The organism is Halorhabdus tiamatea SARL4B, assembly GCF_000470655.1.
Classification (GTDB): Archaea; Halobacteriota; Halobacteria; order Halobacteriales; family Haloarculaceae; genus Halorhabdus; species Halorhabdus tiamatea.
Map to the genome: position 1 here is coordinate 134,462 of NC_021913.1, position 13,589 is coordinate 148,050.

The following is a 13,589-nucleotide window of genomic DNA, read 5'->3' on the forward strand; positions in this document are numbered from 1 at the left end:
GTAGGCTCGCTCAGATCTGTTTTCGATACAGAATCGATTCCTGTTTCGGGCTATCGCGGCGGTTCAGCGTCTTCCAGCTGATCGAATTCCTCGAGTGATTCGAGCGGTTCCCAGTCGCGGCGCAACGCCACGACAAGAAAGAGAATGAACGAAAGCTGGGTCACGAGCGTCAGCACGGACACGACATAGCTCCCGGTCCCCGGTTTCTGGAGCAGAAACAGGAACCCGGTCACGAGTGCCAGAAACGTCATGATGACCAGCAAGAAGCGAAAGACGGTTTTGCTGAGTGACATGGTACACATTTCAGGGGAGAGCCTAAAAGACGTATCGATACCCTGAGATTCATTCGTCGACCGACCCGATCACCGGAAGGAGCCAAAAAACGCCGGTCCACTACTGCGGTATCGTGACACCGACAACGGAGGCCGGCGGTATCTCGACGACGAAAGTCCCGTCGTCAGTGGCCTCGACAGCGATCGACTCGGGTTCGAACGTCTCTGCGTTGTCCTTCGTCGAGTATGCCCGTGGATCGCTGTCCGCGAAGAGCACCGTCCCGGATGCCGAAGCGGCTTCGCCGCCGGCTTCGATCTCGAGCGTTCGGGTCTCATCGAGGTGGCGGTTCGACGCTGTCACGTACAGTTCGTCGTTGTCGGTCACAGAGGCGGAAGCCGAGACTAGCGGCACGTCGTTGTCCTCGTCGTGGAATACCTTCGTCTCCGTCTCGATATCAGTCTCGACAGCGGTGTTGCCGGCGTGGTCGTTGTACAAATCGAAGACGTGGTAGGTCGGGGTCTTCCAGGCCGCCTCCTCGTCAGTCTCGACAAGACACTGGAGAACGTTGACGGTCTGGGCGATGTTGGCCATCGAGACGACGTCGGCGCGGTCGTGCATAATATCGAACGCGCCGGCAGCTGTCAGGGCGTCCCGGACCGTGTTGGCCTGCTCGAGGCCGTTATCGGGGGTGGCTTCCGGATGCCAGACCCCCCACTCGTCGACAATGATACCGACCTCGCCCGTTGGCACGTACTCGGCGAGCGTCGACGCGGCGCGGTCGATGTCGCCGGCGAGTTGCCGCGCCCGGGCGAAGATCCGATAGTACTGCTCGTCGCTGAACTCGGTATCGCCACCGGCCTGATAATAGCGATGGACGGAGAAATGATCCATCAGTTCCGCGGGCGCACCCATCCCGAGGAACGTACCCGGGCCGAACTCCATCCCTGCGTTGAGCTGCTCAAGAAACGTCCGATTCCAGTCGTCGGTAAGGTGCCCGCAGGCGATGAACTCAGCGTCAGTCTCCTCAGGCGCGAGATGGTTTCGGAACCCGCGGAGGTAGTTCGCAAAGCGGCGGTACTCATCACCGTACTCAGCGGGCGCAAAGCGCCCGCCACAGCCCCAGTTCTCGTTGCCGATCCCCCAGTATTTCACGCCGTAGGGCTCTGAATGGCCGTTCTCGGCGCGACGGCGAGTGAGGTCAGTCTCCTCGTCGAAGTTACAGTACTCGATCCAGTCAAGGGCCTCCTCGGGGGTCGAAGAGCCGACGTTGACGGCAAGATAGGGCTCAGTCTCAAGCAACTCACACAGCCGCAGAAACTCGTCGGTACCAAAGTCGTTTGGTTCGATAAAGGCCTCTTCACGCCCCTGTGCCCACCAGAGGTTCCGCTGGGTGGGTCGCTCCTCACGTGGCCCGATGCCATCCTTCCAATGATAGTCGTCGGCGAAACACCCGCCCGGCCATCGGAGTACTGGGATGTCAAGTTCTTCGAGGAGTTCCACCGTATCCATCCGGATCCCGTCTTCGGTAGGGACGCGATCGTCCTCTCCAACCCATAGGCCCCCGTAGATACACCGTCCAAGGTGTTCAGCAAAGTGTCCATAGAGCTGTTCGTCGATTCGATCGATAGAATTCTGTCTCTTAACCGTGACTGTCGAAGACATACGAGCAAGCTTTCTAATGCATCTATATAACTATTACGGTGAAAGCGATAATTTTCGGCCTGAACCAGACAGAGAGTGGCTATTCAACGCCAATCCAAAATAGTAATTTAACAAGTTCGTCGACCGGCTATCAATCCCCGAACAAGGGAAACGAAGAAGCGCCAGCGGGGAACAAGAGAAAGAAAACTGAGCCGGAACATTCCATGACACACTGACTCAATCGCTCCGGGGATCGTGCGGAATATCGGACGGCGGACCGCCAGTTCACGCCAGGAGTGCCGGCACCAGCAGAACCCCAGTCACTATGTCCACTCGCGGGGGCAGTAGTAGTCGAAGAGCCAGCACGGGAAACAACGTGAACACAGTCGGGACGATGTGTGTATCGGGTATGCGAGTCAAGAGACAAACCCAGTTAGCGATAAAAAATGATTGAACAAGTGGGAGCACAGTCCAACATGGGGTAACGTATCAGCAAGAGTGTAACGTCAGTTTATATGTATAATGTAAACGTTTGACATAGGTATCGTCGCTATGGTAAGAATCCACGATAGCAGGACTCACATCCCCGCTGACCGGCAAATCTGGTGGCGAAATCACTGTCTCAGCGGGCGGAGTTCTCAGTGTTTACTTACTTTTTCACGTCGTGAAGAAATAAGTCTTCACGTCATATCCCAATATCGAGATCGTTCGAAATTAACTCCGTATCGCCAGGTGTATAATTATTTTTTACCGAAGATATGAGAGGGGCAGCCAGATGAGTAATCGACCGGACTACAGAATTCTAACTTAACACACCGATCGTCGCTGCGAAGTCGTGCGAACGGCCGCGAAAGCGCGGCATGTGAGGAACCCAAGACAAATCGAAGTGGCCGTCGGTTTGGTCAGAAATGACGTTGAACACGCGATACGGACAACCAACCGTGCCCCCATCACTGGTCGGTCCGAATCATTTGATATCGCACCTCTCGTGGACAGGGCTACTGAACACTAATCGAACACGATGTCCGCAATCTCTCACAGAGCGACCAACGACACAAATGCTATTACATACGTACGAGTGTAAAGGCACCTATTACGGTAATTTCCACCATCATTTGTCGGCGATAACCACACGAAGACACGGCAGTAAGAGGATTCAAATGCAGCTGCTACCGCCTCACAGATGTGTTCGAACAACTGAAGGGGAATGCAACAGAATTGACGGTAGAGATTACACACATATGTCTGTAATGGGAATCGCGGCCAAACACGTTCGACGGGAACACATTTACCCAAGGGAAGCCTGGTCATCCGTATGGCCGAGCACGGAAGTGACGACCGAACGGCGGACGAGAGGGAGCCACGGAGCAAGGTCGCGCGAGTGATCGACACCTACGACCTCGATATCGGAGGGGAACTGCAACGCCGGTGGCTCGCCACCGACGAGACCGGGATGAGTCTCCGAGAGCTGGCAGCGTACTTCAACCAGACCGTCCTCGAGGCGGCGATCGAGCAGAGTGACTTGAGCGCTCTCAACGTAGATATCGAGAGACTCTACGAACAGCTAACTAACGACAACGTAAGCGCAGGGGCCCGGACACGCGCACAGCGACGACTCGAACGGAACGGCGTAGACGTCGAATCGCTGAGGAGCAACTTCGTGACTCATCAAGCGATACACACGTATCTCCGGGAGTATCGTGACGTCCAGCAACCGGACCCCACGCCCGAGCAACGGCGAGAATCGACAGTCGAACGCATCCAGAAGCTCCAGGACCGAACGGCAGCAGTGACCCAGGATGCGGTCGAAGGGTTACAACGGGCAGATCTGGTCCCCGACGGCGACGTCGAGGTGATGGTAGACATCCAGGTGATCTTTGCGGACTCCGGCGAACAGTTCGACGTCTTCGATCTCATCGAAAGCGACGCCAAATGACACAACTACCAAAACGTATATACGAATACGAACGTGTAACGCATACATGGTTACGACAGAACAAACGAGAGCCGAGGCGACTGTCTCGGTGAGAAATATCGGCGGGATCGACGAGGCGATCGTCGATCTGGAGCCCGGCGTGAACATCCTCGCAGGCCGGAACGCGACGAATCGGACATCGTTTCTCCAAGCGATCATGGCCGCACTCGGGAGCAAAGATGTCACGTTGAAGGGCGACGCCGACGAGGCCGAAGCAACGTTGACGATCGGTGGATCGACCTACCGGCGTCAGTTACATCGCCGGAACGATGGCGTAGCCTTTGAGGGGGATCCATACCTCGAGGACCCCGAACTCGCCGACCTGTTCGCGTTCCTGCTCGACTCCAACGAGGCACGTCAGGCGGTGACGACCGAACAGAATCTCCGAGACGTCATCATGCGACCGGTCGACCTCGAAGAGATCAAAGCGGAGATATCCCAGCTCGAATCTGAGAAGAATGACATCGACGAGGAGATAGAGGCCATCGAAGCACGCAAGCAGACGCTCCCAGAACTCGAGTCCGAGAAGGCGCGTCTGGAAGACGAGATCGAGGAGACACGCGAGGCCCTCACAGCGAAGGAGGCGGAGATCGACGCGGCGGACGCCGACGTCCAGACGCAACGAGCAGAACAACAGGAACTCGAGGCGAAACTCGATGAATTGCGGGAGGCGCGTAACACTCTCGAAGACATCCGATACGACTTGGACACCGAACGCGAGAGTGTCGAGTCCCTCAAACAGGATCGTGCGACGCTCGAGGAGGAACTAGCGGCCCTTCCGGAGACGCCGGACGACGAAATCGATCGCCTCGATGCCGATATCAGTCAGTTGCGCGAACAGCGCCGACGGCTGGACAGTGAGATCAACTCCTTGCAGAGTACCGTCCGGTTCAACGAGGAGATGCTCGACGGCGAGCGGACGGACGTCTACGAGGCCATGACCGACGACGGCCACACCACTGACGATCTCCTCACCGACGACGTGGTCTGCTGGACGTGTGGGTCGACGGTCCCTCGTGAACAGATCGAGGCGACCCTTGAGGAACTACGGGACCTCAGACAGGACAAACTCGAAACGAAGCGGGAGCTCGCCGACGAACTCGACGACCTGAAAGCAGAGAAGGAACGGCTGGAGGGACAACGGACGCAGCGAAGCGAATACGAGCGCCAACTCTCGGAGATCGAAGACGAACTGGCCCAGCGGGAAGACCGGATCGAGGCGTTACAGGAGCGTCGCACCGAGATGGAAACAGAAGTCAAAGAGCTGCAGGTAGCCGTCGAGGACCGCGAGTCCGAGCAGTTCGACGAGATTCTCGAACTCCACCAGGAAGCCAACGAGCTCGAGTACAAACTCGGCCGCCTGGAGACCGACCTCGAAGACGTCGAAGACGACATCGAGGCGATCGAATCTCGAATCGACGAACAGTCCGAGCTGGAGGCCGAACGCGAACGGATCACCGACGAACTCACCGATCTCCGGACGCGGGTCGACACACTCGAAGAAGACGCCGTCGAGGCGTTCAACGACCACATGGAAGAGGTACTCGGCGCGCTCGATTACGACAACTTAGACCGGATCTGGATCGAACGGGTAACACGGGAGGTCCGGGAAGGGCGACGGAAAGCGATCAAGACGTTCTTCGAGTTGCATGTCGTCCGGTCGACGCCCTCGGGAACGACCTACGAGGACACGGTCGATCACCTCAGCGAGTCCGAGCGCGAAGTGACCGGGTTGGTGTTCGCGCTGGCTGGCTATCTGGTCCACGAGGTCTACGAGACCGTGCCGTTCATGCTGCTCGATTCCCTGGAAACGATCGACTCCGCGCGGATCGCCGATCTGGTTGAGTACTTCAGCGAGTTCGCCGACTACCTCGTTGTCGCCTTGCTCGAGGAAGACGCCAACGCTGTCGAGGGCGATCACGCCCGGATCGAGTCGATCTGAATGAGCCCTGCGTCCTAATAGAACCGAGACTCGGCGTCAATACTGACGCAGTCACCTCAACAGTAGTATCGACCAGATCAACTTAGAATTTGTGGAGCGCGAAGCGACACCGCGATTTTGTGATGAAGCTCAGTATTCAACTGTATCTTGCTGAATTATCGCTTTCGAACACTGTTTCGATTATGGAGATATTTGGTATCAAACGCGCTTGCACAACTGTTCACAACTGGGTTCATAAAGTCTATCTACAGCCCGAAGCTGGACGAAGCTGGATCACGTTGTGGTTGATGAAACCGTAATCTGACTCGACGAAGAGAAGTATTGCCTGTACGCCGCCGTCGATTCTGAAACGAACAAATTGCTCCATACAAAGTTTATACTGACCACAAACTCGGCTCTTGCTCACGTGTTCTTCCACGATATGCATGAAAAACACGATATCGACGACGTGGTGTTTCTCAAGGATATATGGAGATCATTGAAATACGCCTGCAATCGACACGGCGTCAATTTCAGACACGAACACGCTGGAAATCAGAACAGTATTGAATATATAATAAATTAGGTAAAAAGAAAAATTCCTTCGTTTTCAAACTGTTTCAGCTACGTCGAACCGGAAACAGCAAAAATTGGCTTCAAGGTCTCGCAACCTCGTTGAACTTTTCGGAAAGACGACGGAGAAACACGGACTGACAGAGATGGTGTTCTGCGGGTAGCTAAAAGAGTCGGAGGGGCGCTGGGGAACTGAGTCCGAAAACCAGAGAACATTTGTCGCCGTCTTCAGGAGAAGTTAACCTTCATTGCGAAACACGCTGTAGAGAAGATAAGTCCGCTTCCACCACTCAACTCCAACCGTATCCCCACTCCTCGAGTTTCTCCAGAACAAATTCAGGATGTTCCTGGGCGACAGCCATCGCTGCCTCTGTAATGTCTGTCTTGTAGACGTCCTCCCCAAGTTCGTCTTCCATTTGGTCGACTAGATCGTCGATACCGTCTTCGATATGGTCTCTGAGAAAAATCGGTCGCTGCTTGCGTCCGTCTTTGACACCATCCCGTGAGTGGATGTACGGAAGCGACTGTCGCTGAGTTTGACCTTGTGACAGTTTTGGTGACTCATCAAGTGTAGAGCTCGTATCTTCCCCCTCATTCTCTTGGAAATCCGCTTTTGCTTCATCGTCATCGGACTCCGCATCGTCAGCGAAGGGATCGTCGGTCGAACCCTGTTTCATGCTTCTACCACCTTTGTCTGCCGAATGTGGTTAGCGAGTTCGTCGAGTTTCTCAAGCGTATCGAGTTCATGTTCGCGGTCACGGTCACGGTACTCATCGATATATCTATATGCGGTGCATTGTTCGGCCCAACAGCCTTCGAGCATTGAAGACCGCTCCCGAAGTCGAATTGGCACGTCCCATCCGTCGCTCTGCAATTCTTCGAGGAAGCGATCTTGATCATTCATCCCCTTGTATCGATTCGGGACTACTGCGAGGACACCAACCTCGATGCCGAGTTCGCCTTCGAGGCCACCTACAAGTTGATCGAGGCCCTGAACAGATTCGTATCCTTTCCCGCTCGGCTCGAACGGGATTACCAGATGACGGGTGGCGTGGATCGCGTTGTGGAGCTTGACGTCCGCGCTTGCAGGTGGGTCGATGATCAGCGTATCGTATTGCTCGTGGACGCCGGCGTCTCGGAGGACGCGAAGCAGTTGCTTGTTCGGATTCCAGGATTCTCCGAAGTCCGCAGCCTCTTCTTCACGGCGCCGGAGATGTTTTGATGCATACTCGAGGATGTTATGAGCCGGGATGATGTCGATCCCCTCGCTAGACTTGATAAGATCTGTAAACTCGCCGCGGGGACGTTCGACCATGTGCCGGAGGAGACTGTCTGCCTGTTCGTCGTTCCGATCGTTGTCGACGTCGAGCAAATACGATAGCGATGCCTCCTGCGTGTCGAGGTCGATCACGAGGACGTCTCTGCCAGCACGGACGTCCGCCTTCGCGAGATTCGCGGCGAGCGTCGTCTTCCCCACGCCGCCAGCTTCTGAATACACTGTGTAGGCCAGCATAGTTACCCAGTTGAGCTACTCAGCCATAAAGCTCAGTCAGACGGCATAGCTAATCAGTATAGCTATACCATCCAACTAACTTGAATAGCTAAGCCAGATAGTTAATCTAGATAGTTAACATAACCAAAAAGTATAACTAAACGAGATAGCTGACTGATCCAGATAGGCGATTTGACTTGTGTCGGACTAGGCAAGAGGTGTCCATTTTTGTGGCCCGGGAAATGAATCGGTGTGTGTCATTACAACGGGCCCACTCTATCGATGATCTCTTCGATACCGTGGCGGATTACGATCTCGTCCTAACGGTTGACGCGCCGCTCAGTCTTGCACTCAATCGACGCCTGGACCACCCACGACTCGGCCGGTTCGCGGCCACGCCACAGATGCTCGCGGCTGACGAGTTCCGGCCGCAGGACCAACGACAGCTCTTTCTCGACGTGATCGACGCGACGGCACTGCCCTGGAAACAGGCCGCCCATCTGGTCGAGTTGATCCTCGGCTGTTGGGAGGAGACCGGAGACCGTCAAGCAATCCTCGAGTTCGACCGCTACGATACATCAGCAACACGGGAGGTACTCGAGGTCATCGCATCCGTCGAGAGTGCGCACCGCGATCTTGACGAGTACCAGATCGACGACGACCTCGACGTCGTCGTCATCGGCGAATCCCAGTTCAGCGCGCTGGACCGGTCGATCCTGCCCGCCGAGTACGACGTGATCGATCCACTCACGAGCGAAGCGTTCGATCTGCCGGCGTTCCACAGCTTTGCCTCCCGGACGGCGATCGTCGAGGCGATCGTGGACAACGTGACGAGCGAGAACGCCGACGACGTGGCGGTTGTCATGGATCGGGGCGGACCGTTCCCCGCGCTGATCGAGTCGGCACTCGAAGCGCGAGATATCCCCTTCTACGGCGGGCCAGGCTTCGCCGACGACGAGGGACTGCGGACGTTCTTCGAATTACTGAGGCTTGCACACGCAGATTCGAGAGCCCGCGTCGGGGATGTCCGGCCGATCGCTCGCGGGCTCGGAATCGATCTCCCCGTCACGGACGATCAGAAACTCCTCCGCGAACTCGATGGGCGGGCGGTCGAGCCGATTCAGGCTTTCTGCGAGGACGTCGGCGAGTGGACCTTCGGCGAGGCGCTCGAGAAGTTCGCGGGGCTGTCGGACCGGTCGCTGGACGCCGTTCGGGACGAACTCGACGTGCTCGGATTAGTGGACAAGCCGGTCACGGACGGCCGACTCGACGACCTCGAATTCTACCTCAGTGCGTTCGACGTACCGATCGACCGCGAGGACAGCGGCGTCCTGCTCGCCGACGCGAAAACGTCGGTCTATGTCGACCGCCCCGCAGTCTTCTATCTCGGCCTCGACGCCGACTGGACCCATCAGGTCGTCGATCGGCCGTGGATCGACACCAAACAGAAGGACCGTGAGCACCTCCGGCAGTTCCAGTTGCTCCTCCAGAACGGTCGCGAACAGTACTATCTTGTCCAGGAGACCAGCGCCGGCGAGTCGGTCCGGCCGTGTCTGTACTTCCACGACCTCCTCGAGGCTGACGTCGAGACGTTCGACGACTTCGGGACCATCCCGCACACGTATCGGCGACAGAGTGGATCAACCGGCTTCGAGCACGAACCCGTCACCGCAGAGCCCGAGTCGATCGAAACCCTCAGTCAATCGAGTCTTAGCACGTTCGTCAACTGCCCGCGCGATTACTTCTTCGACCAACTCGTCGAGCAGCCCGATCAGGACTACTTCCGGAAGGGCAATTGCTATCACAACTTCGCCGAGTTCTACGTCAACCATCCCGACGTGGTCGCCGATGCGGATCGAGCGGAGCTCGTCAATCTCTTGCTCGACGAACTCCGGCCGTTCGTCGATCAGGTGGATCGTGACGTCCTCGAAACGGAGTTCGACGTTGGGATCGACCTGGTCGAGCGATTTATCGACGAGAACCCACCGGTCAAGCGTGACTACGACGAGTACGAGGTGCTGCCGTTTGGGAATCTCGTCGCCGACTATTTCGATCGGTCGATCGACTCGTCAATCACCGAGCAATGGTTCGAAAATCCGGAACTCGGCGGGAAAGGCAAGGTGGATCTCATCCACTCGCCGACGCAACTCCTCGATTACAAGAGCGGGTCGTCGAACTCCGCGTCAAAGGTCGTAGATCGCTCGTCGATCGAGGAGATTCACGATAAACCCGACTTCCAGGCACTGCTCTATCTCGCCCATCACCGTCGGGTTCGTCCCGACGAACCGATCGACTTCGTGTTCTATCACTTCCTCGATCTGGTGGATGACGCCATTACCGGATCCGCCGACGTCGAGGACGCCCTCGTCCGCGTGACCTACTATCCCGTGGCGTTCGACGAGTGGGCCGGCACACGGACGGCCTTCGACGCACTTTGTGAGGGTGTCGCGGAGAGCAATAGCCGGCGGAAGACGCTCGAAAAGTTGGGATATGACGCGTATGCCCAGTTCCTCGACGGGCACGCATTCCCCGATGTCGACGAGAAAGAGGAACTCCTCGATACCGAGTTTGCGGACGCGTTCGTCAGGGACGCTCGCGACCGGGTCGGTGAGTACAAGTACGTCACGTCGGGAATCGAGAGCGCGCTCAAGACACTGTTCGGCCTGCGTGGAGAGAACTACTTCCGGGACGACATCGACGCGTTCGAAGCGTTCCTCGACGAGCAGATCGATCTGATCAATGACTACCGCGAGTCGTCGTTCCCAGTCGGCGATCCCAACCTGGATCGCGTAACCCATCGTGACCTGCTGCTGACAGAGGGCGGTGGTTTCGATGACTGAGCCCACGCCGAACGCCCGGCAGCGTGAGCTGATCGAGGCGACCGAGGGAATTCACGTCGTCGACGCCGGCGCCGGGACTGGCAAGACCTTCGCCATCACGCGCCGGTATGCGAATCTGCTCCGAGAGGGGTACGAGCCAGAGGACGTACTGTTGGTCACGTTCACGAACAACGCCGCCACCGAGATGAAAGAGCGCGTCGTCGCGCGGTGTGACTACTCCATGTCTGCGCTCCGGGACGCGCCGATCAGCACGTTCCACAGCTTCTGTCACAACCTGCTCCTCGAATACGGGGCCGACGCGCCGTCGTATCTCGATATCGACGACCAGATCACCGGCTCGACGCAGCTACTCGAAAACGAGGTCATCGAGGCCGATCGCTTCCGGACCTTCCTCTCGCAGTTCGTCGACGCGCATCCCGAACACGAGGCCGTGTTCCGCGTGCTCAACGACCCGACTGCACTCCTTGAGTTGATCAGAGAGCTTGCCGCGAAGGGCGTCTTCCCGACCGTGAATGGGTGGTATCGTGACGGCGAGGTCTCTCTGGACGGGGATTTCGAGACCTTCGAGAAGTTGTTCGCCGAGGCGAACGGGCCGAATGAGGGAGCGAACGGGGCCACGCAGTCGGACCTTCGGGACTCCCTAAGCGGCTTCGAGCGTAATCGCTGCTTCCTCCCGGACGCCCCCAGCGAGGACGAGTTGCGAGACAGCTATCCCTCGATCGACGACCGATGGGCGGAGGAAGCGTTCATGGAGGACCGCGAGGCCCTGAAGGAATTCGTCCACGACGTTTACGTCGAGTACATCCAGTTCGCGCTCCGGCGAAACTATTTGAACTTCAGCTTCCTCCAGCTGTTCGCGTTCGTCCTCCTCTGTGAGGATCACGCGCTCCGCGAGTCGGTCGCCTTCAAGCAGGTGATGGTCGACGAGTTTCAGGATACCAGCGAGATCCAGTTCAAGCTGGCACTCTTACTCGCCGAAACCGACAACTTCTGTGTCGTCGGCGACTGGAAGCAGTCGATCTACGGTTTCCAGTACGCCGCCGTCGAGAATATTCGCTCGTTCGAACGCCGGCTGCGGGAGTACAAACGCGAACTCAACGGCGAGCATAAGCGGGTGGACTTCCCCGTCGAGGAGGTGAACACGATTCCGCTCCGGCGGAACTACCGCTCGACGCAGTCGATCCTAGACCTCTCACGGCACGCGCTGACGGTGTCCGCGACGGGCAGTGAGTCGGTTGATCGAACTGTTAAAGACATCGACGGACTCGAGGCCGACACCGATCGCGAGCACTCGACGATCGCGGCGTTCACGAGTGAGAGCGAACACGAGGCAATCCTCGACCGGATTGAGACGATCGTCGACAACGACGCCTACGCAGTGGAAGACGATAGCGGCGATCTTCGCACGCCGAGCTACGACGATATCGCCGTCCTCACCCGGACGCGACGCTTCGGGCGAGAGTTGCAGACCAAGGCTGACGAGTGTGCGGTGCCAGTCGCCTACGAGGGTGGGGTAAAACTCTTCGAGACCGATCAGGCGATTCTGCTTCTCGCGTGGCTCCGGATTCTCGACGACGAGGACTCGCGACGTGGCTGGGCGGTCGTCCTTGAACAGGCAGGCTACACGCTCGCGGAAGTGGAGCAGATTCTCGAGACAGGTGCCTATCCCGACGCAATGGTCGCGTTCCGTGAGCGACTCACAGCGAGGGAATCGGTCGGTGCGATCGCCCGGCAGGTCTTCGACCGCTACGGCTACGACGACGCGTATGCGAGTTCGCTCGTGGCGCTCCTGCAGGACGTTTCGGACGGAACAACGCGCAATTTCGGCGGGATGATCCGATTCATCGAACGAAGTCTGGACGCCGAGGCGACCCACGAGATCGACGACAACCCTGGTGGGGACTCGATCACTGTTCAGACAATCCACGCGGCCAAGGGCCTCGAACACCCGATCGTGATCGTCGCGAATGTCAACCGATACAGCTTCCCGCCGTCGGGTGGCGGCGACGACCGTATCCGCTACGAGGATCCGATCGGCCTCCGCCAGACGAAACTGTCTTCGACAGCCCACGGCCGGCCCCATCTCTACGACAACTGGCGGTATCGCGTCCTCTCGGCGTGTCTAGGCCGTGACTATGACGAAGAGCGGCGGCTGCTCTACGTCGCGATGACGCGAGCGCAGGATCACCTGCTCTTTTCGGCGGGCGCGGAGCCGAGTCCGCTGTTCGAGAACCTGCCGCTGGAACCGGAATCTGTCGATCCGGAAATCGAGGCGGCCGGGATCGATCGCACCGAACAGACGCGATTGCAAGTGTCGATTCCCGAGCCCGACGTGCCAGCGGGCCAGTCGCCCCATGCACTGATGGACGACCGGGTGTTTGAGGACCGCGATGAGGGCCGTGGGATCGAGTTCGGCAATCGCATTCACGACTTCGCCGAGCGGTATGCCGCCGGTGAAGGGGTCGAGCCTGCAGGAGAGGACGAACATCGGGTGCGAGACTTCATCGATGAGCTGGAGGGAGAGCTGCACGTCGAAGAGGACGCGTATCTTCCGGTGTCGGTAGGGGAACAAGAGGTGACGATCTCCGGCGTGATCGACCTCCTCTGTGTCACTGATGAACAGGTCGAAATCGTGGATTACAAGACTGATCTCACACGGGATGCCGAAGACGAATATCGGAAGCAACTCAGCGTCTACTACCACGTCGTCCAGCGACTCTACCCGGATCGACCGGTGTCGCCGAGTATCTTCTATACTGCGAGCGGAGAACGCGTGACGGTAGAACCACATTCGATGACGGAGATTTCGGGCCTGATCGAGAGGAATCGAGACGACACAATTGGTGAAAGAGAAGAGCCGCAAATTCGGTAGAC

General features: G+C 57.7%; 8 protein-coding genes and 1 pseudogene. 5 read left to right on the forward strand and 4 right to left on the reverse strand.

All coding sequences use genetic code 11. The annotated features are described in order from the left end of the window. Window positions 1-50: 50 nt before the first annotated feature. Entirely contained in the window at window positions 51-293 is a 243-nt protein-coding gene (locus tag HTIA_RS14480; RefSeq protein WP_008524948.1) for a hypothetical protein, read from the reverse strand. A gap of 100 nt (window positions 294-393) precedes the next feature. Continuing rightward, the gene (locus HTIA_RS14485; protein WP_020931482.1) at window positions 394-1,935 is read right to left on the reverse strand and encodes an alpha-N-arabinofuranosidase; all 1,542 of its coding nucleotides are present in this window, start codon (window positions 1,933-1,935) and stop codon (window positions 394-396) included. Between the two features lie 1,294 nt (window positions 1,936-3,229). Here HTIA_RS14485 and rdfA point away from each other — a divergent pair. From rdfA to HTIA_RS16040, 3 genes and pseudogenes are all read left to right on the forward strand, one after another. Beyond that, window positions 3,230-3,850 carry a rod-determining factor RdfA gene (gene rdfA / locus HTIA_RS14490; protein ID WP_008524950.1) on the forward strand — a complete coding sequence of 207 codons (621 nt, stop codon included), beginning with the start codon at window positions 3,230-3,232 and terminating at the stop codon, window positions 3,848-3,850. 46 nt (window positions 3,851-3,896) lie between these two features. After that, window positions 3,897-5,831, forward strand: a complete 1,935-nt coding sequence (locus HTIA_RS14495) for an archaea-specific SMC-related protein (RefSeq protein ID WP_008524951.1) — start codon at window positions 3,897-3,899, stop codon at window positions 5,829-5,831. Between the two features lie 67 nt (window positions 5,832-5,898). Then, window positions 5,899-6,524: pseudogene (locus HTIA_RS16040) on the forward strand (IS6 family transposase). A gap of 149 nt (window positions 6,525-6,673) precedes the next feature. On the opposite strand, the gene HTIA_RS14500 reads toward HTIA_RS16040, so the two are convergent. After that, a complete protein-coding gene (locus HTIA_RS14500; RefSeq protein ID WP_008524952.1) occupies window positions 6,674-7,060 on the reverse strand; it encodes a hypothetical protein in 387 nt (128 codons plus the stop codon). Further along, on the reverse strand, window positions 7,057-7,896 hold the full coding sequence (locus HTIA_RS14505; RefSeq protein ID WP_008524953.1) for a ParA family protein: 840 nt from the start codon (window positions 7,894-7,896) through the stop codon (window positions 7,057-7,059). The genes HTIA_RS14500 and HTIA_RS14505 overlap by 4 nt, the downstream gene beginning before the upstream one ends. A 233-nt stretch (window positions 7,897-8,129) precedes the next feature. Here HTIA_RS14505 and HTIA_RS14510 point away from each other — a divergent pair, with 233 nt between their 5' ends. Both HTIA_RS14510 and HTIA_RS14515 read left to right on the forward strand, forming a co-directional pair. Continuing rightward, on the forward strand, window positions 8,130-10,715 hold the full coding sequence (locus HTIA_RS14510; RefSeq protein ID WP_044951423.1) for a PD-(D/E)XK nuclease family protein: 2,586 nt from the start codon (window positions 8,130-8,132) through the stop codon (window positions 10,713-10,715). Further along, window positions 10,708-13,587 (forward strand): UvrD-helicase domain-containing protein, encoded by a 2,880-nt coding sequence (locus HTIA_RS14515; protein WP_008524955.1) that lies wholly within the window; start codon window positions 10,708-10,710, stop codon window positions 13,585-13,587. The genes HTIA_RS14510 and HTIA_RS14515 overlap by 8 nt, the downstream gene beginning before the upstream one ends. The last annotated feature ends 2 nt before the right edge of the window (window positions 13,588-13,589 follow it).

Coding starts and splice junctions, on each gene's coding strand:
- HTIA_RS14480 (WP_008524948.1), bottom strand. CDS start 293: ATGTCACTCAGCAAAACCGTCTTTCGCTTCTTGCTGGTCATCATGACG.
- HTIA_RS14515 (WP_008524955.1), top strand. CDS start 10,708: ATGACTGAGCCCACGCCGAACGCCCGGCAGCGTGAGCTGATCGAGGCG.
- HTIA_RS14500 (WP_008524952.1), bottom strand. CDS start 7,060: ATGAAACAGGGTTCGACCGACGATCCCTTCGCTGACGATGCGGAGTCC.
- HTIA_RS14505 (WP_008524953.1), bottom strand. CDS start 7,896: ATGCTGGCCTACACAGTGTATTCAGAAGCTGGCGGCGTGGGGAAGACG.
- HTIA_RS14485 (WP_020931482.1), bottom strand. CDS start 1,935: ATGTCTTCGACAGTCACGGTTAAGAGACAGAATTCTATCGATCGAATC.
- HTIA_RS14495 (WP_008524951.1), top strand. CDS start 3,897: ATGGTTACGACAGAACAAACGAGAGCCGAGGCGACTGTCTCGGTGAGA.
- rdfA (WP_008524950.1), top strand. CDS start 3,230: ATGGCCGAGCACGGAAGTGACGACCGAACGGCGGACGAGAGGGAGCCA.